Here is a 26,875-nt window from a genome sequence, read left to right on the forward strand (position 1 = left end):
CGGTGGGGGCATCAGGTGCCGGACTTGATCTTGGTCCAGGCCCGGGTCCTGGCGCGTTCGGCGGCCCGTGGCAGGGGTTGCAGCGTATACAGGGTGCCCATGGCCGCCTGGGTGGGGTAGAGGTTGGGGTTATTGCGGATCGCCGGGTCCACCCGCTCGGTGGCGTCCTTGTTCGGGTTGGGGTAGCCGACAAAGTCGCTGATTGGGGCAATCACCTGGGGCTGCAACAAGTAGTTGATGAAGGTGTAGGCATCTTGCGGGTTCTTCGCGCCCTTGGGGATTGCCAGCATGTCGAACCAGATCGGCGCGCCTTCCTTGGGCAAGCGCATGTCCACGCTCACGCCGTTCTTGGCTTCCTTGGCGCGGTTGGCGGCCTGGGAGAAGCTTCCCGAGTAACCCACGGCCACGCAGATGTCGCCGTTGGCGATGTCGGCCATGTACTTGGATGAATGGAAGTAGGTGATGTACGGCCGGATCTTCATCAGCAGCGCTTCAGCTTTCTCGTAATCCGCCGGCTTCTTGCTGTTGGGGTCCAGGCCCTGGTGCTGCAGGGCCAGGGGCAGGATTTCCGACGGCGAGTCCAGCAGGGCCACGCCGCACTGCTTGAGCTTGCTGATGTTCTCTTCCTTGAAGATCAGGTCCCAGCTGTCCACCGGGGCCTTGTCGCCGAGGGCGGCCTTGACCTTGTCCGGGTTGAAGCCGATCAGGATGGTGCCGTACATGTAGGGCACGGCGAATTTGTTGCCCGGGTCGTTGGCCTCGATCAGCTTCATCAGCTTGGGGTCCAGGTGGTTCCAGTTGGGCAGCTTGCTGCGGTCCAGGGGCTGGAACACCCCGGCCTCGATCTGCTTGGCCAGGAACACGTTGGACGGCACCACCACGTCATACCCGGAGTTACCGGTGAGCAGCTTGGCTTCCAGGGCTTCGTTGGTGTCGAAGATGTCGTAGACCAGCTTCACTTCGCGGTTCTGGGCCTTGAAGTCTTCCAGGGCCTTGGGGGTGATGTAGTCGAACCAGTTGTACACCCGCAGGGTGCGTTCCTCGGCATGGGCGGCGCTGCCCAGCAAGGTGGCGCACAGCGCCGGAGCGATAACACGTTGGAGTCTTTTCATCAGGCGAGTCCCTCACTGGGCGCTTTGAAAACCTTCGAGAACGTTCACGGCGTTGATGCCGATTTCTTCTACCGCGTAACCGCCTTCCATGACAAACAGCGTCGGCTTGCCGAGGGCTGCGATACGCTCGCCCATGGCCAGGTAGTCCGGGCTGTCGAGTTTGAACTGGGAGATCGGATCGTCCTTGAAGGTGTCGACGCCCAGGGACACCACGATGATGTCGGGGCTGTAGCAGAGGATCTGGTTGCAGGCATCGTCCAGCGCAGCGCTCCACACGTCCCAGCCGCTGCCGGCGGCCAGTGGGTAGTTGAAGTTGAAGCCTTCCCCGGCGCCTTCACCGCATTCGTCGGCATACCCCAGGAAGAACGGAAACTCGGCTTCCGGGTGGCCGTGGATCGAGGTGAAGAGCACGTCGCGGCGCTCATAGAAAATCGATTGGGTGCCGTTGCCGTGGTGATAGTCGACGTCGAGGATGGCGACGTTCTTGTGGCCCTGGTCGAGAAAGGCCTGGGCGGCGATGGCGGCGTTGTTCAAGTAGCAGTAGCCGCCCATCAGGTCGCTGGCGGCGTGGTGTCCCGGTGGACGGCACAGGGCGAAGGCACTGTGGGCGCCATTCTGGATATGCGCCTGGGCGGTCAACGCCACTTGCGCCGCGCTGTAGGCGGCTTGCCAGGTGCCGGCGGTGATCGGCGCGCCGCCATCGAAGCTGTAGTAGCCGAGCTGGCCATGGAGGCTGGTGGGAATCACGCTGCGCAGGGTGCGCGCCGGCCAGGTGTAGGGCAGCAGGTCGCCGTCGATCCCCTGTGCCGCCCAGCGCTCCCAGGCGCCCTTGAAGAAGTCCAGGTAGGCGCGGCTGTGGATGCGTTCGATGGGCCCCAGGCCGAAGTCCCTGGGGGCCTCTACCGGGCCAAGGTTGCGGTACTTCACCCGATCCAGCACGTGATCGGCCCGGGAAGGCATTTCAAAGCAGGGCATCAATTGCCCGTCGATGAGTTCACAACGGCCGTGGTGCAGGTGGTGATCGTCCGAGTAGATCGTCAGCATTTTCTTGTTCTCCGTAGGCTGATTCGGTGGATCACAGTCTTGCGGGGCGCGGGGTTTCGGAGAACGGCAGGAGCGGCCAAAAGGGGATTTATCTGGCCAAAGTGTTTGACCGAAATTCGCCCCTTAAAGAGGCGTGGCGCCCCATTGCGGGGCGCTACGGGGTTCAGCCGGCGGGCGGGGCGGGAACGAAGCGCTGCAGCACCTTGAGCATGTCTTCGCGTTTTTTCCGGGCGATGGCTTCCAGCAACAGGGTGTAGCCCTTTTTCTCGCAGCGCTGGCCGACATTCGGATCGGCGCCCTTTTCCAGCAGCAGGGTGAACAGCTCCAGGGTGTCCTGCTGGCTGACGTAGGGCGCCTTGTTGTCGGCGGAGGTCTTGTCGGCCACCAGGGTCAGCAGGCTCTCGCCAACGGGCTGGTTGTAACAGGTGCTGCGGCCGTAGCTCAGGTTGAGGTTGGCGCCAGCGGCTATCAGTTGTCGCACGGCCACGTAGTTGTTGCCCGAAAACGCCCGGTACAGCGCGGTTTCACCATCGTCGGTTCGGCGCCGGTCGAGGTTTTGCGGGAATTGCAGCAGCCAGGTGAAGCCTTGCAGGCTGCGCTTGTTCTCGGCCATCTGCATCAGCGGTGTCACGCCCTGGCTGTCGGGCTCGTCGATGGCAACGCCGGCGTCGATGAGGAATTTCAGGCGCCCGCCCTGGCTCAGGTCGGGGCTGTCGCCCAGATCGCGGCGCATGGCCAGGGTCGCCAGGGTGGTCCAGTTGTACAGGCCGCGGGTGTGGGCGCCGTGCTCCAGCAGCAGCCGGGCGATGTCCAGGTGCGGTGCGTCCAGGGCGTGCAATAGGGCGCTGCGGCCATCGTCGGCCATGACCTCGCCGCTGATGCCACTGGCCAGCAGGCGCTGCACTTCGGCCAGGTCGCCGGCATCCACCGCGGCCACCAGCGGCCAGAAGGCCTGGCAGGCCTGGGGGTTGGCAGCGTTCAGGCCCAGGCGCTGCAGGACCCGGGGCGCGATGCTCATCTGGCGTTGCAGGCGCAGGCCGCAATACACCCGGTAACCCTCGAGGGCCCGGCCCTGGTGGATGTTGTCCAGGGGGCGCTGTTGGTAGAGCGCCCAGTCCAGGTCCGCCAGGTTGAGGTAGGTCGGCATGCGCCCGGGGTTGCGGCGCAACACTTCCTTGAGCCAGGGGCGGGCGGTTCTCAGCTGCCCGGCTTCGCTGGTCCAGTAGGCGATGTCGTTGAGCAGGCCGGCGTACGCCCGGCGGTCAGTGGCGATGCTGCGAAAGTCATGGACGGCGAAGAAGTCCTCTACCTGGCGGATCCCCGGTTTCTTGTCCTTGGCGCTGCGCAGTTGCTCGTGCAGCGCGCGAAACTGCTTCCAGACACTGTCCGGGTCCGGGGCCTGAGTGGGCACATAGGGGTTGAGGGTGATCGGCCCGCTGCCTCGGGTGAAGGGCCGGAACCACGCTGGGAATGTCTGCAGGGCCTGCAACCATTGCTGCCCGGTTTCCTCGCTGATGGGTTGCAGCGGGGTGAACTCCAGCTGGGTCAGGTCCCGGCGATGACTGATCGCCAGCAGCGGGTGCTGAGGATCGCGCTGGTCGATCAGCAGGTAGCGTCGGCTGAGTTGCCAATCGGCGGGCACCGAGCAGTCGAAGTCCAGGGGCGTCAGGCTGATGCCAGTGTCCAGGGTATTGCTTGTGGGCCAGTTGTCGGTGACCCGCACCGGATTGTCCGGGGCCACGCAGGCTCGCAGCGCTTCGGGGCTAAACAGAGCCAGGGGGGGCGACTTGTAGACCCGCTGCTGGTACTTCAGGTCCTGATAGCCGTTGAGGTAGAACAGCCCGCGGTACTGGCTCAGGACAATCCGCGCCGGCACTTGCGTCAAGCCTGGCAGGGGGAACGGCTTGATCTGCAGGGTGGCGGTTTCCGGGTAGTCGAGGACGATGTAGCGGGACATTCCCGACCATTTGATCGCGCCCAGGTCCAGGTCGAAGGCCTGGGCGGCGGGTGCGCCAGCCAGCAGTGCCAGCGCCAGGCCAAGCCCGCGAATGCCGATGTGGCGGGTGATGGCGGTGAATAGGTTCACGTGTGCAGTCCCTTGCCGGTAGAAAGCTCGGCAATGTAATGCAATCAGCGTCGTTGTGCCGGGCTTTGTTTCAGGGGCGCTGCGGGCTCGGCGCCACGCCTCAAAGGCGAAACGCCGTCGTCGGCGGTGGCGGCGCAAAGCCGTGCAGCACTTGGAGCAGGTCGTCGCGCTTGCGCCGGGCCATGATCTCCAGCAGCCAGGTGTAGCCGTTGTTGTTGCAGTAGCGGCCCACGTTGGGGTCGGCGCCACGTTTTAGCAGCAGGGTGAACATGTCCAGGCTCTCTTGCTGGCTGACCCAGGGATTGATGACCTCGGGCGAGCCCTGCTCGGCCACGATCATCAGCAGGCTTTCACGAATCGGCTGTTTGGCGCAAAAACTGCGGCCGTAGCTCAGGTTGAGGTTGGCCCCGGCCTCCACCAGTTGCCGGGCCGCGGCGTAGTTGCCGCCCTTGAGCGCCAGGAACAGCGCGGTCACGCCATCCGGCCCGCTGCGCTTGTCGAGGTCTTGTGGATGCTGCAACAGCCAGTTGAAGCGCTCGATGTCGTCGCGCTCCTTGGCCATTTCCTGGAGGGCGGTGCCGCCCTGGGCATCCTGTTCATCAATGGCGGCGCCGGCCTGCAGCAGGAAGTTGAGGCGCTTGGCCCGGTTCAGGTCGGGGTTGTCCTTGAGGTCGCGGCGCATGGCCAGGACCCCCAGGGTGCGGCCGTTGTACTGACCCTGGGGGCGGGCGCCATGGGCCAGCAACAGCCGGGCGATGTCCAGGTCGGGTTTATCCAGCGCGTGCAACAGCGCCGGGCGCCCATCGGCGGCGATGACGTCGCCGCTCAGGCCGCTCTGCAGCAGACGCCGGACTTCGCCCGCGTCACCTTGGTCCACCGCCGTCACCAGCGGCCAGGCGCTTTGGCAGGCCGGTTCGCTGGGGGCTTTGAGGCCCAGGCGCTGGGTGACCCTGGCGGGGACCCCGAGCTGGCGTTGCAGGCGCAGCCCGCAGTACCGCCGATAGTTTTCCATGGCTCGGCCGCGGTGCCGGGTGTCCGCGGGCTGCTGCTGATACAGGCGCCAGTCCAGGTCCGCCAGATTGAGGTAGGTCGGCATGCGCCCGGGGTCGCGCCGCAGCACGTAGGCCAGCCAGGGGCGGGCGCTCTGCAACTGGCCGGCCTCGGTGGCCCAATAGGCGATGTCGTTGAGCAGGCCCGGGTAGGTACTGCGCTCGGGGGCGATGGCGCGAAAGTCATGACGGCTGAAGAACTCTTCCACCCGGGCGATGCCCGGGGCCTTGTCCTTGGCATCGCGCAATTGCGCGTGCAGCTGGCGAAATTCGGTCCAGACCTGCTCCGCGCCGGGCGGCGGCGCATAGGGCTTGACGCGCAGCTGGCCGCTGCTGGGGTCAAAGGGTTCCAGCAGCTTCGGGTATTTGTGCAGGGCTTGCAGCCATTGCTGCTGCAGTTCGGGGCTGATCGGTTGCTGCGGGGTGAAGTCGATCCGTGACTCGCCCTGGCGCTGACCGATGGCCAGCAACGGCCGCTGGGGATCGCGGCTGTCCACCAGCAGGTAGCGATTGCTCAACTCCCAGCCTGGGCTCTGGCAGTCGAAACTCAGCTTGGTCAGGCTCAGGGCGGTTTCCAGCAGCTTGCTCGGCGGCCAGTTGTCCGTGACCCCAACGGGTCGTTGTTCGGGCGCGCAGGCCTGTAGTGCCTGGGCGTTGAACAGTGCCATGGGTGGCGACTTGTAGACCCGCTGCCGGTACTGCCCATCCGCATAGCCGTTGAGGTAGAACAGGCCGTGGTATTGGCTGAGGATCACTCGGGCCGGGGGCTGGGCCAGCCCGGGCAGGGGAAAGGGCTCGAGTTGCAGGGTGGCGGTTTCCGGGTCGTCCAGGAGGATGTCGCTCTGCATCTCCCACCAGCGGATCTTCGACAGGTCAAAGGCCTGGGCAACGGGGCTGCCCGCCAGCAGCAGTGCCAGACACAGCCCGCGAATGCCGATGCGCCGGGCGATGGCGCCTGTGATTAGGTTCAAGCTTGCAGTCCCTTGCCGGTAGAAAGGTCGGTAATGTAATGCAATCGGCAGCTTTGCAGGTTGTGTGAAAACGACTGCGTTTGGCAATGCCGCGGTAAAAACAGGCTCGTGCGCGAGTCCGATCGGAATGCTTATTCAGGTCCCTAAAGTCGAACGCGACCCCGGCCGTTGCTCGCTTGTTTTCGCCTTGTCTTGCCTTCACACGCGAGGTTTTCACACAGCCTGTTTATGCCGGGGGTTGTCTCAGGGGCGGAACTGGCTCGGCGCCACACCGCTCCAGCGGATAAAGGCGTGGCGAAAGCTTGCGGTTTCGCTGAAGCCCAGGGCCTCGGCAATCCGGTAGATGGGCATCTGGTCTTCGCAGAGCATTTGTTTGGCCTGCTCGAAGCGCAACTCGTCCAGCAGCTCCTGATAGCTGCAACCCAGGTCGCGCAGATGGCGGCGCAACGTCCTGGCCGAGCAGTTCATCTGTTGCGCCAGCCCTTCAAGCCCTGGTGCGGCATCCAGTTGTGCCGCCAGCAACTGGCGGATGCGCCCGAGCCAGGCCTGGCGTCCGGTGAACTCGATGTTTTGTTTGCGGCAACGCTCGGCCATGGCCTGGTGGGTGATGGCGTCCGCCAGGGGCAGGGGTTGTTCGAGCCATTGCTGGTCGAAGGCGAAGGCGTTGCTGCGGGCGTTGAACTGCAGCGGGCATTCGAAGGCTTCGCGGTAGCGTGGTTGATAGTCCGGTGCCGGGTAATCGAAGCGCGCCCCCAGCAGCGGCAGGGGGTGGCCCAGCAAGTCGTCGCAGATGACCTTCAGCGACACCAGGCAGAACTCGGTGTTGAACGCCGCCAGGGCCGGGCTTTCGCGGTAGCCGGCGGCGGTGAACCAGATGCGCGAGCCGTCGGCTTCCAGGCTGAGTTCGAAAAGTGTTCCCAACAGCGCCGGATAGCGCATGGCTAGGCGCAAAGCGTCACCTAAGGTGGCACTGGTGAGCAGCGCATAACCGAGCATGCCGTAGGAGGACACGTGCATGCGCCGGCCCAGTTCCAGGCCGATGTCCTGTTGCAGGGCCACGGCGTTGGCGCACACCAGCATCTCCTGGTTGGTGGTGATGCGGGTGTCGGCGCGGCTCAAGTCGGCGGGGTTGATGCCGCTGCCGGCCAACAGCGCTTCACTGTCCTGGCCCTGTTCCTTGAAGGTGTTGAGCACCAGGGAAACGGCGTTGAGGGTGGTGAGGTGCGAGTGCAGCATGCGCAGATTCCAGCCTGGGAAAGACCGGGGACAGGAGCAATTTGCATGCCGCCCGCGCTCAGACCTGCGCTTTGCCGGCCCGCTGCATGGGGCATTCCGAGTGTTGTGTAGCTAGTGACTTGGCGCTTTGATTGGTGCAACCTGCCTGCCATTCACCGCCTGAGGTGGCGGTGTAGCTCCCCCGATAAAGGATTATGTATGACCCTCACTCCTGCGCGTTCCCTGCTTTTGGTGTCCGGCTTGCTCCTGAGTTCGCTGTGCCTGGCCGAGGCTGAACCAGGCAGCGAAAGCACCCTCAAGGACTCTGCCAAGTCAGCCGTCTCGTCCGCCATTTCGGCAGGCAAGAACCTCTTGGGCGGCGTCAGCGAAGGTGTGCTCGATGGTCGCCAATCGGCGCAAGGCGTCGACGGTGCCTCGATCATTTCCTCCCGTGAGCAAATGAAAGGCCGCGTCGACGTTCAGGTGTTGAAGACCGAAGCCGTCGGCGACAGCTTCAACGTCACCCTGGGCTTCAAGAACAGCAGCGACAGCCAGTTGCGACTGATCAACCTCAAGCAGACCGGCGCCCTGCTGGCGATCGACCAGGACGGTTACGCCAACAACCTGACGGTCAGCCTCGACAACCCGGACGAAGTCACCATCCCGGCCAAGGCGGCAGTGCGGCAGAAATTCGTGTTTGAAGGACCGATCGAGAGCTCGAGTTCGGTGCGGGTCTGGGGCCAGGATTACTCGGTCAAAAAGTAACCTGACCGCCACCCTCTGCTCGCCGTCGAGCCGGCGGCTACCGCAGTAGCTGCCGGCTCCCTAGCGTGAGTTTCAGCTCAGCTCGCCACACAGATCGAGTTCGACCAGGCGCCGCACTTCGGCGCTTTCCAGCCCGGCACCGAGCAGCGCATTGAGCTTGCCGAACGCTGCTTCGCGAGTCATGCCGCCAGCGGACAGCACACCCACGCCGCGCAGGCGGCTGCCGGCTTCGTAGATGTCCAGCTCCACCCCGCCTTCATGGCACTGAGTCACGGCTACCACCACGATCCCGCGTTCATGGGCACGCTTGAGACTGGCGAGGAACGCCGGGTTGTCGCTGGGCCCGGTGCCGCTGCCGAAGCATTCCAGCACCAGGGCCTGGATGCCGCTGTCGAGCACGCCGTCCAGCAGCTCGGCGCCGATGCCGGGGAACAGCGGCAGCACGCCGACCTTGGCCAGTTGCTTGGCCTGGCGGTAGTTCAGCGCCGACGGAATCGCTTCGGCCTTTGCGCCGCCGCCATTGCGTTGCAGGGCGGCAAACGGGTGGCGGCCGAAACTGCGGATTTTCGCGCAGCGGGTCGGCGCCAACAGCTCGCCGTGGAAGTACAGGTGCACCCCCGGGGCCAGGCCCTGGCCCAGGGCCAACAGGGCGCCGCTGAGGTTTTCCCAGGCGTCGCTGTCGGGTACGCCGGCCGGCAGCATCGAGCCGGTGAAAACCACGGGCGCCGGCAGGCCCAGCAGCTGGAAGCTCATGGCGGCGGCGCTGTAGGCCAGGGTGTCGGTGCCGTGAAGGATCAGCACGCCGTCGCAACCCTGGTCCACGGCCTCGACCACCGCTGCACACAGGCGCTGCCAGTAGTCGGGGGTCATGTTGGCGCTGTCGATCAGTGGCGCCATCTCGCGAAAGCGCCACGTCGGCACCGCCAGCCCGGGCTGGCTGTCGAGGTGAGCGCGCATCCGCGCCTCGAAACCGGACGCCGGGGCCAGGCCGTCGGCGCTGGCCTGCATGCCGATGGTGCCACCGGTGTAGAGCACCATGACCTGTTGCGCGGCGGGGAAAATTGCAGGGTTCATTGAGCGTCTCCTGAGCAATGGCAGCGTGGGCCGCAAGCTTGCCTGCGGCCACGCGCGGTGTCACGTCGGGCGACAGGGCGTCGCCCGATTTTCAGCACTCAGCGTTGCGCTGGGCTGGCCTGGGCGGCAATGCCTTGCGCCTCGGTCTGGGTGGGGGTAGGCGCCGGGATCTGCGGGTTGGCAGGCCAGGCTTTGGCGTCCAGGTCCAGGTCGGCGAACTTGCTGGAGTCGAACACCGGGGTCTTGATGCCGGCGGCGCGCTGGTCGTCGTAGTCCTTGAGAATACGCATGCCGACCTTGAACAGCAGGAACAGGGCGATCAGGTTGACGAACGCCAGCATGGTCATGGTGATGTCGGCGAAGGCGAACACGGTACTGAGGTTCTCGATGGCGCCCCAGAAGATCAACACCAGCACCAGGGCGCGGTAGGCGATCAGCGCATCGCGTCTTTCACCCAGTAAAAAGCGCAGGTTGCTCTCGCCCAGGTAGTAGTTGTAGAGGATCGAGGTGAACACAAACAGGGCCAGGGCGACCGAGATGAACATCCGCCCCCATTCACCGACGACCGCCGCCAGGGAGTTCTGGGTCAGGGCGATGCCGTCACCTTCGAAGCCCGGGGTGTAGAAACCCGACAGCAGGATCAGCAGCGCGGTGCAGGTGCAGATCACGAAGGTGTCGAGGAACACGCTGAACGCTTGAACCACGCCTTGTGCCACCGGGTGCTCGACCTGGGCCACGGCGGCCACGTTCGGTGCACTGCCAAGGCCGGCTTCGTTGGCGAACACGCCACGCTTGATACCCATGACGATCGCGCTGCCGATCAAGCCGCCAAAGGCCTGGTCAAGACCGAAGGCGCTCTTGACGATGGTCGCCAGCATGGCCGGCACCTGGTCGAACTGCAGCACGATCACGTACAGCGTGACGGCGATGTAGATCAGGGTTTTGACCGGCACCAGCAGGTCGGCGATCGCCGCGATGCGTTTGATCCCACCGATGAACACCAGGCCCAGCAGCACGGCCAGGGCCAGACCGGTGTAGGTGGTGTCGAAGCCGAAGGCATTGTTCAGCGAGTGGGTCACGGCGTGGGCTTGCAGGCCGTTGAAGGCGAAACCGAAGGTCACCAGCAGCAGAAAGGCCATGATCATGCCCAGCCAGCGTTTCTGCAGGCCGTGCTGGATGTAATAGGACGGGCCGCCGCGGTACTGGCCCTTGGAGTCGCAGCGCTTGTAGAGCTGGCCAAGGGAGCACTCGAAGAAGCTGCTGGACATGCCCACCAGGGCGGTCACCCACATCCAGAACACGGCGCCCGGGCCACCCAGGGTCACGGCGATACCGACGCCTGCGATGTTGCCCGCGCCGACCCGGCCGGCGAGGCTGAGCATCAGCGCCTGGAACGAACTGAGCTGGCCGGCGCTGCTTTTCAGGCTGTCGCGAAACACCGCGAACATATGGAAGAAGTGGCGCAATTGAACGAAACGCGAGCGGATCGTGAAGTAGCCGCCGAGCCCGACGATGAGCGCGATCAGCACTTTCCCTGAGAGGAAGTCGTTGATGACTTCGAGCATGGATTATTCCTCGCTATTTTTTGTGTAGGCAAAATCAGAACAGACAGAAACATTCTGTTACACCGCTGATTGCACGCACGGCAGGGCGGTGGGGCGAGTGTTCGTCCCGGTTCTCTATTCGCGGGTTGTTATTAGTTCGGGTTTCCCGTGGGTTTGAGCCTCGTTACCGACGGCTGCCCACGTGAAGAGGGGGCGCACTATACCGGTGCGCGGGCTCGCCGTCTGCATGTTGCGTGTCGAGCCGAGGAACGGCAATGCGGCGCGGGGGCTGAATCGGTTCTTGTTGAGCCCGGCAAACCCCGTCAGCAGGGGCTTCAAGGGCCCGTGCAATCCTCTGCCAGCCGTGGGAGCTGACTTGCCAGCGAAGGGGGCCGTTTGAGCGGTGCCCGTCTTGAGGTCCTGTTCGCCGGCAAGCCGGCTTACGGGGCTACAGCCAGAAATCCTCTCGGCGCTCTTGGAAGTCCTTTAACTCACCCTGCTCCAGCAACTGGCGAATCCACGGCCCCAGCAGATCCAGCGAGCTGTCCAGAGGCGTGGGTTGCTGCCAGCGCAGCGGCACTTGGGCAAAGCGCGGCTGGTTGGCGCTGACTTTTTCCAGGATCTGCCGGTCCTGCTTGAGGATCACCTTGAACAAGGGGTGCAGCACCGCGCGTTTGAGCCAGCCCGGCAGGCGGCCACGGGCCGTGGCGATACGCGCGAACAGGTGCAGTTGGCCCTCGGCGGCCGGGGTCAGCCAGGCACTGACCAGCAGGTTGAGTCGGCCCTGGCGGTCGCGGTATTCGATTTCCGCCAGCCCCGGCAGGCGAAAACGGCCCATGCTGAGGCCGCGTTCGCCTTCGAACAGCCGCGAAATCAACCCGGATTGGGTGCCTTCTTCGCTGTACTGCGCCTCGACCCCATCGTCCAGCGCATGCACCCAGGCGCTGATGCGCTGGCGCTGGCGGTCGTGGCGAATCCAGCCGGCGTGCACGAAGTGGGTATGGAAACCGTCGAGGAAGTTCTCGGCGGCGTCCTGCAAGCTGCACTGCACCCGGTCGCTGATCCAGAACACGTCCAGGGCCTGAGCCTGCTCGGCGGCGGCCACCGGCGGCGCATGCGGCCGCTCGCTGGCGAGGCTGGCCCACACCAGCCCCTGGGCTTCGCAGCTGTGCAGCGGTTGCAGCAGTGGCTGGCTGCAACGCTGCCGTTCTTGGCCGGGCAGGTGGGTGCAGCGGCCCTGGGGGTCGAAGCGCCAGCCGTGGTAGGGGCACTGGAGCTGCCCTTCGCGTACTCGTCCGGCGCTCAGTGGCGCAAAGCGATGGGGGCAACGATCCGGCAGCACCGCGGCGGCGCCGTCGGCATCGCGAAACAGCACCAGCGGCACGCCGTGCAGGGTGCAGGCCAGGGGTCGCTTGTGCAGCTGCCGGCTCAGGGCGACGGGCCACCAGCCCGAGTGACTGTTCACAGTTTGAGCTTCCTCATCAGCGGCACGCCGATCCGTTGCAACAGCTGACCCATCAGGTGCCACACCAGGCGCCGCGGCCAGGGCAGGTGGGCGACGTGGATCAGGCTGTACTCGATTTCCGGCTGGCCACCGCGCAGGCGCTTGAAGGCGGCGGCGCCGGAGCTGAAGTTGAGCACCTGACGGCGGTTCACCGCTTCTTGCAGGCATAGCCGGGTCAGTTGCCGGTACAGCCCGGCGCGCTGGGGCAGGGCGGTGTCGTAGCCAACGATGGGCGTGCTGATCAGGGCGCTGTTGGCGAACCAGCCCAGGGCGCCGTCGATGCGCCCCTCGGCGTTGCGCAGGGCGCGCACGTCCAGCCAGCCCTCGGCCTGCCCGCGTTGCAGCCATTGGGCGCTGTAGTGCGGGTTCAAGCGGCTGTATTTGTCCAGGTACAGCAGGTTGTACAACTGCTCGATGCGCTGGAAGTCAGCCTCGTTCAGCTCGCTGCCGGGCACCACCGTATACGGGCTGCGGCGCAGGAGGGTGGCGTCCAGGCGGGTGTTGTGGTGGCGCAAGAAGGCTGAATCTTCACCCTGGCGGCCGTCGAACAGGTACACCTGGCGGCTGGGAATCGCCAGGTAGCCCAGGGCTTGCAGGCGCTTGCGCAGTTCGCGGTTGCTGAAGTCGTTGAGCGAGCGAAAGCCAAAGCCGTGGTCGGGAAACTCCTGACGCAGCAGCTCGGTGATCGCCGGCAAGTCCGCGCCGTCCCAGTCGGCCGGGTACAGGTTGGTGGACAGCAGCCAGTTATTGACCTGCACCAGGCGGTCGACCTTGGCCGCGCTCAGCAGCCGGTCCACGCCCTGGGTCAGCCGCTTCAAGGGCCAGGTCAGCCAGGGCCGCTTCAGGCGCTGCAGTTCTTCCCGGGCGTAGCCGCTGTAGGCGGTTTGCGGCGACACCACGTAACAGTTATCCACCGGGTCGTGGCCGTGGTTGATGCTCACCGGGAACTGCTGGCGGCCGGTGTCCAGCAGGGCCAGGGCGGTGCTGACGTTGCCGATCAGCGCGCCGCCGGCGCAGGTGCGCACGTACTGCCGGGCGTGGCTGTCGTCGGCGCTCGGCGGCTCTAGGGCCAGTTGCTCGGGCAGCAGCAACTTCATCGGCGCGGTGCTCCCAGGGGCTGGCCGTTCCACTCGATGTCGGCGGTGGAGGCGGCCAGCAGCCCGCAGCGGCGGGTCAGGGCGCGGCCGATGATCTCGCCGAGGCTCAGCAGCTGGGCGGTCAGTGGGCCGCGATCGCCGTCTTGCACGATCACGTCCCGGGCCTGCCGGTAGTCGTGCCAGAACGTCCGACTCAAGAGCCGTGGCGGCGCGGCCAGAAGCAGCATGGCCAGGGCGATCATCCGCGGTTCCAGGGTCGCCTCCAGCGCTGCGTCGGCCTCGTTGCCCAGCGCCGTCACCAGTTGCCCCCGCTGGTCGTCGAACAGGTGCACGCCGCTGGTGGCCCTGGGGTTGCACTCCAGCACGTGGAAGCGGCCCTGTTGGTCCTCGATGAAGTCAAAGCCCACTTGCCCGGTGTAGCCGGTGGCCCGGCCGAACTGCTCCAGGAACGCGCGGATCGGCGCCGGGGCGCAGCTGTGGAAGTAGATCCCCGAACCGCGCCCGACCCGGTAGCGGGGCTGATAGCTGCTGTGGGCGCGCAACTGGCCGTCCACCAGCACGCTGAAGCTGCAGTATTCCTGGCCGGGGACAAAGCGCTGGGCCACCCAGGGGGCCTCGGCGCTGGGCCGGACCTTGGCCAGTTGCGCCGGGCTCGGGCGGATCAAGGTCTGGGAGGCGAAGCGCGAATAGGCCGGCTTGAACACCAGGGCGTCGTGCTCGGCGGCCAGCGCTTGCAGCGCGGCCGGGTCATGCAGCACTTGGGTTGGCGGCGCGGCCACGGCCCAGCCCTGGGTCAGGGCAGCAAAATCGCCCTTGTGATGCAGGCGGTGCAGCAACTCGAAATCGCTGGTGAACACCCGGCACAAAGGCCGCAGGCGCTCCAGGCCGTGGGCCAGGTAGAACACCTCTTCGCAGGTCGGCAGCAGCAGGTCGATGGCCTGTTGGCGGATGACCCCGGCCAGGGCTTCGATCCACGCATCCGGGTCGTGGCGCGGCTCCGGCAGGCGCACGAAGTGCTCGGCGGCGCGGCTGAAACGGCTCAGGGGGTGGGCCAGGGAATCGGCCACGGTCACTGTCCAGCCGGCTTGGCTAAAGGCCCGGGCCCACTCCAGGCAGGCCGGGGCCCGGGCGCCGAGAATCAATACACGCATGGCAGGCCCTCGGGCAGTTGCAGCATCAGCAGGCGGCGTCTTTTGGTCTGTGGCGGCGGTGCCTGCCAGTGGCCGAAGCTCAGCTGCGGCGCCTGCAGCCCTTGTTGCGCGCAGAGTGCAGCCAGGGCTTCGCGCAAGCGCTGGCACAGCCCGTGGTAGTCGCCCGAGGCACGCAGGTTGACCTGCCAGAGCAGCCCGCGCTGCTGGATCTGGTATTCCTCCAGTTCCGCCCCCAGCATCAGCAGGGCTCGGCGCAATAAGTCGGGGTAGAGCGGTGCCAGGGTCTGGCCGTTGAGCCGGGGCAGCCAGAGAATCTCGTCGGCACGGCCTTCCACGGCGGCAATGGCCCGCTCCGCGCGACCACAGGGGCAGGGCGCCTCGGCCACCCGCAGGATGTCGTTGAGGCGATAACGCACGATCAACTGCGTACGCCGAGAAAAGTCGGTGATGATTGGCTGAAAGCGCGTGCGTTGCGGGTCCAGCCACTGCGGCTCGATGTGCAGGTGGCTTTCATTAAGGTGCAGGGTGCCGGCCTCGCAGGTGTAGCCGAGAAAGCCTTCGCTGGCCTGATAGATCTGCTGCGGCTGGCGCCCGAAGGCCTGCTGTACCAGCTCGGCGTCGGTGCTTTCCAGCACTTCGGCCACCGACAGGATGTGTTGTGGGCGGATCGTCAGCTGCCCGGCCAGAGCGGCCTGGGCCAGCCCGCGCAGCACCGTGGCCGGCGCCACCAGCACGTCCGGTTGCTGCTGGTTGAGGCGCTCCAGGGACGCGCCCAGCCCCAGGGTCAGGTCATGAAAGGCGAAGTCGATGCGACGGCTGGCCAGGGTGGTGTACAGGCGGCTGTTGGCCCGCAGGAAAAAGGCGATGCGCAGCGGCGCCAGCCAAGGGCACAGCAGCCGTGGCAACAGCGCCCGGGGCAGGGTGCGCGCCAGCAGGATGCCGGCCCAGCGTTGGCGTTCCACGCTGCTGACCAGGAACACCCCCTGAGCCCCCGAGGTGCCGCTGGACAGGCCCACGGTGATGTCCCCCAGGGTCGGGCTGAAGTCCCGGGAACGCTCGGCTTGCAAGGCTACCGGCAACACCTGCTCCAGGCTCAGGGCGCGGGTGTTGAAGCCGGCGAAGTCGCTCATCAGGGCGGCTTTGTCCATCAGCGGCAAGCTGTGCAGGCCGCTGTTGCCCAGCCCCGCAAAGCGCTGGCCACGGGGCATGACCTTGGCCATGAAGTGCTTCAGGCGCCGGGCCTGCCAGGCTTCCAGCCGCCCGCGGCGATAAAAGCGCAGGACATAGCGGCTGAACACGAAGGCGCCGATGCTGCGCAGGGTGCCCAGCAGGCGTTCACTGTTCATCGGCAAACGCCTCCCAGGCCTGGGTGCAATGGGACGGCAGCACCGCCACCGCCGGCTCGCGACGGATCAACTGGCCCAGGCCGCGATAGGTGCGCACGTACTGCTGGCGGTCGGCGCTGGCAAACCACAGCGCTGGGGCGGCCGGCAGGCGCTCGGCGCGACAGGCCGGCACCGACCAGCAGGCGTCGGCCACCAGGAACACCGGCCGGCCCTGGGCGTCGGGGATGAACAGCCCGAGTTGGCCTTCACTGTGTCCCGGCAGCGGCACGCCGATCAGGCTGCCATCGCCGAACAGGTCCAGGCCCTGTTCGAAGGGCGCCATCCAGCCCGGCAGTGCACTGCTCGGGCTGGCCTCGGCCAGGCGCAGGCGGGCGCTGAAGTCGTCCGGCAGCAAGCCCGGTAAATGGCCGCCGAGGGTGGCGCGCCAACGCTGGCCGCGCAGGCCTTCTAGATGCCGGTAATCGGCGCCCAGAGCGATAAAGCGCGCATTGGCAAAATCCCGCAACCCGGCGATATGGTCGGCGTGGAAGTGGGAAATGATCACATGGCGGATATCCCCCGGGCCGATACCCCGTTCATGCAACTGCGCGCCCAACTGTTCCACCACGGGCAGTTGCACCGGCACCGCGCTGCGGTACAGGCGCTCGGGCAGGGCGCGGGTGGCCTGGAAGAAGTGCTCGGCGTAGCCGGTGTCGTAGAGGATCCAGCCGTGCTCCGGGTGCTGGATCAGCCCGCACAGGGCCGGAAACTGCACCGGCGCCAGGCGCCCGCCACGGTCGGCCATGCATTCCAGGTGCTGGCACCAGCCGGCCCGCAGTACCTTCAAGCTCACGCGGCGGCTCATGGCTTTTGTCTCTGTTGGGCCAGCCACCATTGGGCGTGCTGGGCAATGCCCTGGTCCTGGCTGATCACCGGGCGATAGCCCAGGTCGCGCTGGATGGCGCTGATGTCCAGGGTCTGACTGAAGGCCAGGACGCCGGCGCCGTAGCGGGTGATCAAGGGCTCGGCGCCGTTGCCCAGGCGCGCCTTGAGCTCCAGCAGGCGCGCCACGCCATGCACCAGGGGCCAGGGCAGGCGGCGGGTGCGCAGCGGCAGGCGGAAGTGCTCGGCCATTTGTTGCAGCAGGTCCTTGAAGGCCAGCGGCGTGCCGTTGCTCAGGTTGTAGATGCACAGTGGGCGCGGCAGGGGCCGGGTCAGCGCCAGCCACACCGCGTGCACCAGGTTGTCGACGCAGGTCAGGTCCAACTGCGCCTGGCCGCCGCGCATCAGCGGAATCGCCCCGCGTTGCATCACCCGCAGCAGGCGCGGCATCAGGGTTGCGTCCCAGGGGCCGAACACCGCCCGAGGGCGCAGGATCACGCATTCGGGCAGCTTGGCGTCTGTCAGCAGGGTTTCGGCCTGGGCCTTGCTGCGGGCGTAGTCATTCACCGGTGGCGGCAGTGGCTGGTCTTCGCGGATGCCCAGGCGGTCGCTGAAGTCGAAATACAGGCTCGGGGTGGAAATGTGCACCAAGCGCGGGATGCGGTTCTTGCCGCAGGCGTGGATCACCTCGGCGGTGGAATCGAGGTTGGCCCGGGCAAACGCCTGGGGCGAACCCCAGGGTGACGACAAGGCGGCGCAATGGACAATGGCGTCATGTTCGCGGCTGACATCGGCCAGCAGGCGCTTGGCCAACGGGGTGCCGTGCTCCAGGGGCAGCCAGCGCACCGGCGCCGGGCTGTGGGCAATCACCTCGGCCGCCGCCTCGGGGTTGCGTCCGCTGAACTGCACTTCGCAGCCTTCGGCGGCCAGCTTCCAGACCAGATGCCGACCGATAAAACCGGTTCCACCGGTGACCAGGATCTTCATCAGAACTCCAGGACCATGCCGCCCAGGGACAGGCCGGCGCCGGTGCCGATCAGCAACAGCCGTTGCCCGCGTTGAATGCGCCCGTCGCGCACCGCGATGTCCAGGGCGGTGGGCAGGGACGCCGCCACCTGATTGCCGTGCCGGGCAAAGATATCGATGACCTTGTCCGGCCCCAGGCTCAGGCGCTTGGCCGCATGCTGCATGGCCTGTTGGCTGGCTTGGTGGGGGATGATCCAGTCGATCTGCGTGAGGGGCAGCGCGGCTTGCTGCAGCAAATCGTCCAGCAGTTCGGGCAGGTGCTTGGCCGCCAGGCGGAACACGCCTTTGCCCTGCATGGCGAAGCTGGTCAGGGGCTCGAACGGCACCTCGATGCGCCGCGGGTGAAAGCGCGAACCGCCGGCGGGGATCTGGCACAGCGCCGCGCCTTCGGCGTAGGTCTTCAGGCGCGAGGCGAGGATTTTCTGGCCGCCGTCGCCCGCCCCCAGGACCACCGCCGCCGCGCCATCGCCGAAGATCCCGCAGACCTCCACTTGCTGCCAGTCCAGGCCGCAGGAGGCGATGTCGGCGCACACCAGCAGTACGCGCCGGTACTGCCCGGCCTGGATCGGCCAGGACAGGGTGTCCAGGGCGGCGATAAAACCCAGGCAACTGGCGTTGATGTCCATGGCCGGAGTGCCCGACTGCCCCAGGCCTAGCTCCCGTTGCAGCAGCGCCGCATTGCAGGGCATGCCCTGATCCATGGTGCCGCTGGCGCAGACGATCAGGTCCAGTTGGCCAAGCGCCAGGCCCGCCGCGTGCAGGGCCTGGCGCGCCGCTCTGGCGCCAAGGCTGGCGGCCGTGTCCGCAGGATCGGCGACGTGGCGCTGCTGCACCCCGCTGATGCGCGCCACGCTGCCGATTTCCAGGCCGAGCTGGCGGTCCAGCTCGGCACTGGTGACCACCCGCTGCGGCAGGGCGTGGCCGGTGCCGAGGATGGCCAGGGCGCGGGCCGGGCGGGGGGAGGACGCTGATGTGTGCATGCAAATTCCGTGTGTGTGGGCGTCGGGGCTTGGTCAGGTGGCGGACGGCGCGACCGGGCATTGGCTCAGGAAGGCTTGCAGCCCCTGCTGGTAGGCCTCGGTGGGCATCAGGTCAGTGTGTTTGGCGATGAAGCAGGCCACGCCTTGACGCTCCATATCGGCGTCCGCCACCAGGTAGAAGTCGGGAATTTCCTGCACGCTTGCGATCCGCTTCCAGGCCAGGCTGCTCTGACCTCCGCGGGTGTTGAGCAGGGTGAAGCCCTGGTCGTCGAAGTTCAGGCAATAGGTGCCTTCGACGGCCCGCAAGCGGGTTTCGATCAGGCGCTGACTCAACCCGCGCAACGGCGCTTGGGGTTTGATCGGGGTGGCGGCAATCCGGGCTTGCAGGTGCTTGATCCAGCGCCCGGAAAAGCGCCACCACAGGGGGATGAAGATCAAGGCGAACGCCACCATGGCAATGACCTTCTCCGGGGTGAAGGTCCGCTCGGGGAAGTAGATCGACAGGCAGCCGCCGATCAGGCACAGGGTGAACATCACGGGACCGATCAAGCGGCTTTGCCACCGGGCAAATGTGTTCATGGCCCGGACATGCTGCTGATCATCCTTGAGCAATTCCTGCTTCAGCGGTTCGGCAATCCAGGCTTCGGTGTGGGCGGGGGTGATGCGGTAGTGCAATTCCATGAGGGCTGAATCCGAGGTCCGTGTTCGGTGAGGGCGGCAGTCTACCGGCTTCTGGGGTGTGGTGAGCAACGGCGTGTGCGCTAACGCCGAGCGGCGGCTCAGGCTGGAAACTGCTCCAGATGCTGCTCCACCCACTGGTACAGGCGCTCGTCCAGCTGCGGCCGCTGTTGGTTGAAGTGGTCCTGGCAGCGGTTGAAGAACGGGTCCTGATTGATGCGCAGGGCCAGCTCAATGGGGCTTTCGCTGCCAGCATGGGCGGCCCGCAGTTGCTGCTGGCGCTGGTCGGCCTGTTCCAGGGTGTGCGTCAGGGCGTCCAGGTGCAGGAGCCTGAACTGAGCGATGGCCTGGGGCAGGTGAAAGTGCAGGGCACTGTCGAAACCCTCCCAGCCTTCGAAGGCCAGCCATTCGTGCAGGATCATCAAGCAGCGCGGTGCCGGGGCCAGCCGCTCCAGCGCTTCGAAGTCCAGCCAGTACTGGCGCGGCAGCTGCTCGGCGGTTTCGATGGCCTGGGCGATCAGGTCCAGGGCCTGGCCCTTGTCCCGGTGATGCTTGCGCAGGATGCGCTGGGTCAGGGTGAAGCGCGCTGCTTCTATAGCGTGCAGGGCGCGGTTCAGATCGTAACCGGCGTTGTGCAGGTGTTCCCGGGCTTGCTCGGGGGGCAGGCCGGATTTGTCTACCAGATCCTGCAACAGCTCGGCTTTGTAGCGTTCGGCGGCTTGCTGCGGATTATCGGCGCAACGGGCGAGCAGGGCCTGGGCGTGGCGCAGGCCGATGGGGATCAACTTGCGTAGCTGTTGCAGGGCCTGGGTGTGCGTCGGGTCCATCGACAGGGTGCCTTGGTCGTCATGGCCGGTGGCGGCGGGAGGCTGATTATCCACCGCGCCGGGCAAAACCTGTAGCCGCTGCCACAGGCTGCGAACGTCCCGAAGGGACGCGGGGGTTCCCAAGGCAGAGGGCGGTTCGGCGGGCGATCGCCAAGCAAGGTCCTGCGGACCTTTTCGCAGCCTCGCGGGCTCGGCAGCGGCTACAGGGTGCGTCAGGGGCCGGGGCGGGCGCCGTCGAGCAGGGCGTCCACCACGGCGCGGGCCATTTCCACGGAATGCACCATGGACCAGATCAGCCCGCGCTCGATGCCGCTGGCTCGTTCGGTGATTTCATCGGACACCTCTTCGGCGCATTTGAGCAGCAAGGAAACGTGCATCAGGGCGTCTTCGGCATTCACCTGGGGTTGCACGGCGAACAGCGGGTGGCCCTGGGCGTCGCGCAGGCCGAAGGGGCGATGGCGGGTGCCGTGCAAGGCGGCCAGTAGGTTGGCGTTGGCGCGGTCCAGCTCTGGGTCGCGGCGTGGATGATCGGTTTGGAGAGGTGGATCGGGGACGAGCTTTTTCATGAGACTGGTTCCTTTAGCGTTTGAGAAACCGCCGGATCTCACTTCCACATGAGAGGGTGGCAGCCGTGCGCAGGTGTGGAAGACCGGGCTAAAGGAACCGGCGCACCCGAGGGTGCCCTACGCACAGCCGCCATAGATCGAGTTCACCCAAGCCGCATCGGCAAGGGTGTTCGAATGAGACGACTGCACGTCCTTTATCCCAGACTTCCACATCCGGGCCGCTGATTTGGCAGCGGCCCCGGGAGACTGCCTGATCGTTCGAAGGGGTACAAGGCGCTCAAAGGCGTGGGGGATTCTCTCGGATTTGCCCTACAAAACAAAGAGACTCTGCTTCGCTATGGCGCGGCTTCGCCTGACAAATCTCGGCTTTTCCAGGCAAAGAGTGGCACAACGGTCGATCAAAGAAGCAGAGAAATGATTTGATGTTTAATGAAATCAGGCTTTGATGCTCGGTCTGTATTTGGGCTGCATATAGTGCGTGGTGGAAGCCGGCAAGATTCAGCTTCAGGAGTCCTGAGCGGCGAAGTTGCACAGGACATTCCTGAGCAGGGCTTCGAGCACGTCGCAAATGCTAGGAGGCATCACTCAAGCGCGTTGAAACGGTTGGCTTTTTAAAACAATACGCATCCGACTTGCCTCTAGAGGAGCCAATGGTCGTCACGCAAAACGATGTGCCTGTTTATGTTGTCGAGTCTTACGTTGAGCGTAAGCGTCGCGACGAGGCAGTTGCGTTGGTGAAATTGCTGGCAGTCAGTTCGCGCGAGTATGCCCGAGGCAAGCATTGTTCGACTGATGAGCTGAAGGCCCGGTTGAGCGGGAGGGTTGCTCACAAATAAAAAAAAGGGCCTGGAGACGTATCTCCAAGCCCTCAAAAGGTGAGAGGTGTCTAGTCCCTCAACCTGGTGAGCGGTGTTGCATGTTTCGGGGTCGCGGCGGTTAAGCTTTCAGCGGAACCAGACGCGGGGCAATCATGTTTTCCGGACGCAGGATGTCGTCGAGCATGGCGTCGTCCAGCAGGCCTTCTTCGCGCACCAGTTCCAGTACGCCACGACCACTTTCCAGGGCGATGCGGGCGATACGGGTGGCGTTTTCATAGCCGATGTACGGGTTCAGCGCGGTGACCAGGCCGATGGAGTGCTCCACCAGTTCGCGGCAACGGGTTTCGTTGGCGGTGATGCCGGTGATGCAGTGCTCGCGCAGCATGTCCATGGCGCGTTGCAGCAGGCGGATCGAGTCGAAGATCTTGAAGGCGATCAACGGCTCCATCACGTTCAGTTGCAGCTGGCCGCCTTCGGCCGCGATGGTCAGGGCCAAGTCGTTGCCGATGATCTGGAACGCCACTTGGTTGACCGCTTCCGGGATCACCGGGTTGACCTTGCCAGGCATGATCGAGCTACCGGGCTGACGCGCTGGCAGGTTGATTTCGTTGATGCCGGTGCGTGGGCCGCTGGACAGCAGGCGCAGGTCGTTGCAGATCTTCGACAGCTTGACCGCGGTGCGCTTGAGCATGCCGGAGAACAGCACGAAGGCGCCCATGTCGGAGGTGGCTTCGATCAGGTCGGCGGCCGGTACCAGCGGCTGGCCGCTGATGGTGGCCAGGCGTTGTACGGCCAGGGCCTGGTAGCGCGGGTCGGCGTTGATGCCGGTGCCGATGGCGGTGCCGCCCAGGTTGACTTCGGTCAGCACTTCCGGCGCCAGGGTCTTCAGGCGAGCCAGGTCTTCGCTGAGGGTGGTGGCGAAGGCCTTGAATTCCTGACCGAGGGTCATCGGCACGGCGTCTTGTAGCTGGGTACGGCCCATTTTCAGGACGTGGCTGAATTCGTCGCCCTTGGCGGCGAACGACTGGATCAGGCTGTCGAGGCTGGCCAGCAGGGCGTCGTGACCCAGCAGCAAACCCAGGCGGATCGCGGTCGGGTAGGCGTCGTTGGTGGACTGCGCCATGTTCACGTCGTTGTTCGGGTGCAGGTACTGGTATTCGCCCTTGCTGTGACCCATGGCCTCCAGCGCGATGTTGGCGATGACTTCGTTGGCATTCATGTTGGTGGAAGTGCCAGCGCCGCCTTGAATCATGTCCACCACGAACTCTTCGTGGAAGTCGCCGCGGATCAGGCGGGCACAGGCCTCGCTGATGGCGGCGTGCTTGGCTTCGCTCAGATGACCCAGCTCGCGGTTGGCATCAGCAGCTGCCTGCTTGACCATTGCCAGGGCCACGACCAGTTTTGGGTAGTGCGAAATCGGAACGCCCGAGAGACGGAAGTTGTTCACCGCTCGCAGGGTCTGGATGCCGTAATACGCTTGAGCCGGTACTTCGAGTACGCCAAGCAGGTCTTTTTCTGTGCGGAAAGATGCAGCGGAGGACATGACGGAAATCATCTCAGTAGGGACCCGGTCTGTGCCGGGAACGCTGCGAATCCTAGGCCGAAGGGAGTTTTTGGGCCAATGCTATTAAACACTGGCCTATGCACATTCGGCATAATAGCGGTGTGACGCCGGAGTGCCGGTGAGCGTGTGACCTAAAATGGTGCGTGTCCGGGAGGACCTGATGAATCTGGAAAGTAAATGGCTCGAGGACTTCAGCGCCCTGGCCGCCACCCGCAGCTTTTCCCAGGCTGCCGAGCGACGTTTCGTGACCCAGCCGGCGTTCAGTCGACGCATTCGCAGCCTGGAAGCAGCCCTGGGCCTGACCCTGGTCAACCGTTCGCGCACGCCGGTGGAATTGACGGCGGCGGGGCAGCTGTTTCTGGTCACCGCACGCACCGTGGTCGAACAGCTCGGCGAGGTGGTGCGTCACCTGCACCATCTGGAAGGCGGTCAGGGTGAAGTGATGCAGGTGGCGGCGGCCCACTCCCTGGCGCTGGGCTTCTTCCCGCGCTGGATCGCGCAACTGCGCAATGAAGGGCTGAACATCGCCACGCGGCTGGTGGCCACTAACGTCGGTGACGCGGTGCACGCTCTGCGCGAAGGCGGTTGCGACCTGATGCTGGCGTTCTATGACCCGGACGCGGCCTTGCAGATGGACTCGGAAATCTTCCCCTCGCTGCACCTGGGGCACACCGAGATGCTGCCGGTGTGCGCCGCCAACCCCCAGGGCAAGCCGCTGTTCGACCTGGAGGGGGAATCCAGTGTGCCGCTGCTGGCCTACAGCGCCGGGGCCTTTCTCGGGCGTTCGGTCAATCTGCTGCTGCGCCAGCGCAACCTGCGTTTCACCACGGTTTATGAAACCGCCATGGCCGACAGCCTCAAGAGCATGGCCCTGGAGGGGCTGGGCATTGCCTGGGTGCCGCAGTTGAGCGTGCGCGCCGAACTGGCCCGGGGTGAACTGGTGGTGTGCGGCGGCGCGCAATGGCATGTACCGCTGGAGATCCGCCTGTACCGCTGCGCTCTGGTGCGCAAGGCCAACGTGCGCCTGCTGTGGCGCAAGCTGGAAGGTGGCGCAGCGCAAAGTGCCAGCAGCACATGACCCTGTCGTCGTTGCTGCAGATCGCGAGGGATGTGCAGCGCCGGCAACGCCTGATCCTGTAGCCGCTGCCGCAGGTTCGGGCCGCGTTCGGACGATCAGCACCGCAGGGGCCGCCAAACCTGGCTCTGAAGGATTGGGGATATAGCTGTGGCGCCGGCTGCGCCGTCGTTCGCAGCCTGCGGCAGCGGCTACCGGGAGCTGGTCAGGCCGTGAGGGGGGGCAGTCCGGGGTGACTGACTTCAGAGTCAATAAAACCGGGGTTTTGCGTCGCCAATACTTTGTTCGACAGATGGTCGGCGAAAGTGCGTTTAACGCACCTTTTTCGGTATACTGCGCGGCCTTCGGCCGGTTCGTCCGGCCATCATTCGTACAGTCAAGCCACGCATTTTCGCGTGGCTTGTTGTTTTTGACGCGCCCGCGGGCGCCCAGAGAGAAGAGGCACGACGATGAGTGCACTGGTTGGCGTGATCATGGGCTCCAAGTCCGATTGGTCCACCCTTAGCCACACCGCCGATATGCTGGAAAAGCTCGGCATCCCTTACGAGGTGAAGGTGGTGTCCGCACACCGCACCCCGGACCTGCTGTTCCAGTACGCCGAAGAGGCTGAGGCGCGTGGCATCGAGGTGATCATCGCCGGTGCCGGTGGCGCGGCGCACTTGCCGGGCATGTGCGCGGCCAAGACCCACCTGCCGGTGCTGGGCGTGCCGGTGCAGTCGTCGATGCTCTCGGGCGTGGATTCGCTGCTGTCCATCGTGCAGATGCCCGCGGGCATCCCGGTCGCCACCCTGGCCATCGGCAAGGCGGGGGCGATCAACGCAGCCCTGCTCTCGGCGAGCATCCTGGGCGCCAAGCACCCGCAGTTCCATGCGGTGCTGAAAAAATTCCGTGCTGAACAGACAGACAGCGTGCTGGACAATCCAGACCCGCGCGTCGCCTGAGGTTGTTGACGATGAAGATCGGTGTAATCGGTGGCGGCCAGTTGGGCCGCATGTTGGCCCTGGCGGGGACTCCGCTGGGAATGAACTTCGCGTTCCTCGACCCGGCGCCGGACGCCTGTGCCGCTGCCCTGGGCGAACACCTGCGGGCCGACTACGGCGACCAGGATCATCTGCGCCAACTGGCCGATGAAGTGGATTTGGTGACGTTCGAGTTCGAGAGCGTGCCGGCGGAAACCGTGGCCTTCCTCTCGCAGTTCGTGCCGGTCTACCCGAGCGCCGAAGCTTTGCGCATCGCCCGCGATCGCTGGTTCGAGAAGAGCATGTTCAAGGATCTGGGGATTCCTACCCCCGAGTTTGCCGACATCCAGTCCCAGGCCGATCTCGACGCTGCGGTGGCACGCATCGGTCTGCCGGCGGTGCTCAAGACCCGCACCCTGGGTTACGACGGCAAGGGCCAGAAGGTCCTGCGCAGCGCCGCCGACGTCGCAGGCACCTTCGCCGAACTGGGCAGCGTGCCTTGCCTGCTGGAAGGCTTCGTGCCGTTCACCGGCGAAGTCTCGCTGATCGCCGTGCGTGCCCGTGACGGGGAAACTCGTTTCTACCCGCTGGTGCACAACACCCACGACAGCGGCATCCTGCGCCTGTCCGTGGCCAGCAGCGATCACCCGCTGCAGGCCCTGGCCGAGGACTACTCCAGCCGCGTGCTCAAACAACTGGATTACGTCGGCGTCATGGCTTTTGAATTCTTCGAAGTCGACGGTGGCCTCAAGGCCAACGAGATTGCCCCACGGGTGCACAACTCCGGGCACTGGACCACCGAAGGCGCCGAGTGCAGCCAGTTCGAAAACCACCTGCGGGCGGTGGCCGGTCTGCCCCTGGGTTCCACGGCCAAGGTCGGTGAGAGCGCCATGCTCAATTTCATCGGCGAAGTACCACCGGTGGACCAGGTCATCGCCATCGACGACTGCCACCTGCATCACTACGGCAAGGCCTTCAAGGTCGGGCGCAAAGTCGGCCACGCCAACCTGCGCTGCGCCGATCAGGCGACCCTGCAAGCACAGATCCTCAAGGTGCAAGCGCTGATCGCCGAGTAACAAATCCACCGGCTGGCGGGAACCTTCGTTTCCCGCCGTTCTCTGATAGCTGGATGCCAAAGTGCTGACTTGGCTTTGGTGTGATCCCCCCTTACAGAGGCACAGCCATGGGCATTATTGGAACCATTTTCATCGGCTTGATCGTTGGTCTGCTGGCGCGTTTTCTCAAACCGGGAGACGACAGCATGGGCTGGATCATGACCATCCTGCTGGGTATCGGCGGTTCGGTGGCGGCCACTTATGGCGGTCAGGCGCTGGGTATCTACCATGCGGGCCAGGGCGCCGGTTTCATCGGTGCACTGGTGGGCGCGATCGTCCTGCTGGTGATCTACGGCTTTATCAAGAAAAGCTGATTGCCTTCTGCAAGCTCCCTCTGCCGCTCGGGCGGAGGGGAGCTCATTTGTTCATCTGAAACTTCAACGCAGCCGACGGTTTGGGCACTAGAATGCCCGGGTTTTTCCGTCCTTCCTTTTTGACCGAGCCACCC

The 26,875-nt window shown here is 65.3% G+C and carries 24 protein-coding genes; 6 read left to right on the top strand and 18 right to left on the bottom strand.

The annotated features are described in order from the left end of the window. Positions 1-11: 11 nt before the first annotated feature. The 5 genes from PLD_RS15360 to PLD_RS15380 all read right to left on the bottom strand — a co-directional run bounded on the left by PLD_RS15360 (position 12) and on the right by PLD_RS15380 (position 7,498). Positions 12-1,112, bottom strand: coding sequence for a polyamine ABC transporter substrate-binding protein (locus PLD_RS15360; protein WP_159894118.1), 1,101 nt, complete (start codon positions 1,110-1,112; stop codon positions 12-14). Between the two features lie 12 nt (positions 1,113-1,124). Further along, the gene (locus tag PLD_RS15365; RefSeq protein ID WP_159894120.1) at positions 1,125-2,156 is read right to left on the bottom strand and encodes a histone deacetylase family protein; all 1,032 of its coding nucleotides are present in this window, start codon (positions 2,154-2,156) and stop codon (positions 1,125-1,127) included. Between the two features lie 163 nt (positions 2,157-2,319). Continuing rightward, positions 2,320-4,242 carry an ankyrin repeat domain-containing protein gene (locus tag PLD_RS15370; RefSeq protein ID WP_159894122.1) on the bottom strand — a complete coding sequence of 641 codons (1,923 nt, stop codon included), beginning with the start codon at positions 4,240-4,242 and terminating at the stop codon, positions 2,320-2,322. Positions 4,243-4,342: 100 nt separating this feature from the next. Next, positions 4,343-6,262: an ankyrin repeat domain-containing protein gene (locus PLD_RS15375; RefSeq protein ID WP_371929039.1), complete on the bottom strand. Its 1,920-nt coding sequence runs from the start codon at positions 6,260-6,262 to the stop codon at positions 4,343-4,345. Positions 6,263-6,505: 243 nt separating this feature from the next. Next, positions 6,506-7,498, bottom strand: a complete 993-nt coding sequence (locus PLD_RS15380; RefSeq protein ID WP_159894124.1) for an AraC family transcriptional regulator — start codon at positions 7,496-7,498, stop codon at positions 6,506-6,508. Positions 7,499-7,696: 198 nt separating this feature from the next. On the opposite strand from PLD_RS15380, the gene PLD_RS15385 reads away from it, so the two are divergent. Beyond that, positions 7,697-8,242, top strand: coding sequence for a hypothetical protein (locus PLD_RS15385; protein WP_159894127.1), 546 nt, complete (start codon positions 7,697-7,699; stop codon positions 8,240-8,242). Between the two features lie 72 nt (positions 8,243-8,314). Here the strand turns inward: PLD_RS15385 and PLD_RS15390 are convergent, their stop codons facing one another. The 12 genes from PLD_RS15390 to PLD_RS15445 form a co-directional block, all read right to left on the bottom strand. Next, entirely contained in the window at positions 8,315-9,316 is a 1,002-nt protein-coding gene (locus PLD_RS15390; protein WP_159894129.1) for an asparaginase, read from the bottom strand. Positions 9,317-9,414: 98 nt separating this feature from the next. Then, positions 9,415-10,881, bottom strand: coding sequence for a sodium:alanine symporter family protein (locus tag PLD_RS15395; RefSeq protein WP_256674646.1), 1,467 nt, complete (start codon positions 10,879-10,881; stop codon positions 9,415-9,417). Between the two features lie 427 nt (positions 10,882-11,308). After that, the gene (locus tag PLD_RS15400; protein WP_159894131.1) at positions 11,309-12,325 is read right to left on the bottom strand and encodes an aromatic ring-hydroxylating dioxygenase subunit alpha; all 1,017 of its coding nucleotides are present in this window, start codon (positions 12,323-12,325) and stop codon (positions 11,309-11,311) included. Next, positions 12,322-13,461 (bottom strand): hypothetical protein, encoded by a 1,140-nt coding sequence (locus PLD_RS15405; protein WP_159894133.1) that lies wholly within the window; start codon positions 13,459-13,461, stop codon positions 12,322-12,324. Before PLD_RS15405 ends, PLD_RS15400 begins: the two co-directional genes overlap by 4 nt. Continuing rightward, positions 13,458-14,612, bottom strand: coding sequence for an ATP-grasp domain-containing protein (locus PLD_RS15410; protein WP_159894135.1), 1,155 nt, complete (start codon positions 14,610-14,612; stop codon positions 13,458-13,460). Before PLD_RS15410 ends, PLD_RS15405 begins: the two co-directional genes overlap by 4 nt. Further along, on the bottom strand, positions 14,600-15,958 hold the full coding sequence (locus PLD_RS15415; protein WP_159894137.1) for a F390 synthetase-related protein: 1,359 nt from the start codon (positions 15,956-15,958) through the stop codon (positions 14,600-14,602). Before PLD_RS15415 ends, PLD_RS15410 begins: the two co-directional genes overlap by 13 nt. After that, a complete protein-coding gene (locus PLD_RS15420; protein WP_159894139.1) occupies positions 15,948-16,802 on the bottom strand; it encodes an MBL fold metallo-hydrolase in 855 nt (284 codons plus the stop codon). Before PLD_RS15420 ends, PLD_RS15415 begins: the two co-directional genes overlap by 11 nt. Beyond that, positions 16,799-17,806: an NAD(P)-dependent oxidoreductase gene (locus PLD_RS15425; RefSeq protein WP_159894141.1), complete on the bottom strand. Its 1,008-nt coding sequence runs from the start codon at positions 17,804-17,806 to the stop codon at positions 16,799-16,801. Before PLD_RS15425 ends, PLD_RS15420 begins: the two co-directional genes overlap by 4 nt. Beyond that, the gene (locus PLD_RS15430) at positions 17,806-18,825 is read right to left on the bottom strand and encodes a beta-ketoacyl-ACP synthase 3 (protein ID WP_159894143.1); all 1,020 of its coding nucleotides are present in this window, start codon (positions 18,823-18,825) and stop codon (positions 17,806-17,808) included. The genes PLD_RS15425 and PLD_RS15430 overlap by 1 nt, the downstream gene beginning before the upstream one ends. A 33-nt stretch (positions 18,826-18,858) precedes the next feature. Then, positions 18,859-19,506, bottom strand: a complete 648-nt coding sequence (locus PLD_RS15435; RefSeq protein WP_159894145.1) for a hypothetical protein — start codon at positions 19,504-19,506, stop codon at positions 18,859-18,861. 98 nt (positions 19,507-19,604) lie between these two features. Continuing rightward, the gene (locus tag PLD_RS15440; RefSeq protein WP_256674647.1) at positions 19,605-20,384 is read right to left on the bottom strand and encodes a hypothetical protein; all 780 of its coding nucleotides are present in this window, start codon (positions 20,382-20,384) and stop codon (positions 19,605-19,607) included. A gap of 158 nt (positions 20,385-20,542) precedes the next feature. Continuing rightward, positions 20,543-20,896: a DUF6124 family protein gene (locus tag PLD_RS15445; RefSeq protein WP_159894147.1), complete on the bottom strand. Its 354-nt coding sequence runs from the start codon at positions 20,894-20,896 to the stop codon at positions 20,543-20,545. 632 nt (positions 20,897-21,528) lie between these two features. On the opposite strand from PLD_RS15445, the gene PLD_RS15450 reads away from it, so the two are divergent. Continuing rightward, positions 21,529-21,732 (top strand): prevent-host-death protein, encoded by a 204-nt coding sequence (locus tag PLD_RS15450; RefSeq protein ID WP_159894149.1) that lies wholly within the window; start codon positions 21,529-21,531, stop codon positions 21,730-21,732. A gap of 100 nt (positions 21,733-21,832) precedes the next feature. Here the strand turns inward: PLD_RS15450 and aspA are convergent, their stop codons facing one another. After that, positions 21,833-23,257 carry an aspartate ammonia-lyase gene (aspA, locus tag PLD_RS15455; protein WP_159894151.1) on the bottom strand — a complete coding sequence of 475 codons (1,425 nt, stop codon included), beginning with the start codon at positions 23,255-23,257 and terminating at the stop codon, positions 21,833-21,835. A 181-nt stretch (positions 23,258-23,438) separates the two neighbouring features. Here aspA and PLD_RS15460 point away from each other — a divergent pair, with 181 nt between their 5' ends. The 4 genes from PLD_RS15460 to PLD_RS15475 all read left to right on the top strand — a co-directional run bounded on the left by PLD_RS15460 (position 23,439) and on the right by PLD_RS15475 (position 26,741). Next, complete coding sequence (locus PLD_RS15460) at positions 23,439-24,356, top strand: LysR substrate-binding domain-containing protein (protein ID WP_159894153.1); 918 nt, start codon at positions 23,439-23,441, stop codon at positions 24,354-24,356. Positions 24,357-24,802: 446 nt separating this feature from the next. Then, a complete protein-coding gene (purE, locus tag PLD_RS15465; protein ID WP_016967060.1) occupies positions 24,803-25,294 on the top strand; it encodes a 5-(carboxyamino)imidazole ribonucleotide mutase in 492 nt (163 codons plus the stop codon). Positions 25,295-25,305: 11 nt separating this feature from the next. Continuing rightward, on the top strand, positions 25,306-26,388 hold the full coding sequence (locus PLD_RS15470; RefSeq protein WP_159894155.1) for a 5-(carboxyamino)imidazole ribonucleotide synthase: 1,083 nt from the start codon (positions 25,306-25,308) through the stop codon (positions 26,386-26,388). A 107-nt stretch (positions 26,389-26,495) separates the two neighbouring features. Then, entirely contained in the window at positions 26,496-26,741 is a 246-nt protein-coding gene (locus PLD_RS15475) for a GlsB/YeaQ/YmgE family stress response membrane protein (RefSeq protein WP_159894157.1), read from the top strand. Positions 26,742-26,875 lie beyond the last annotated feature (134 nt).

It is taken from the genome of Pseudomonas sp. LD120 (assembly GCF_009861525.1).
Lineage (GTDB): Bacteria > Pseudomonadota > Gammaproteobacteria > Pseudomonadales > Pseudomonadaceae > Aquipseudomonas.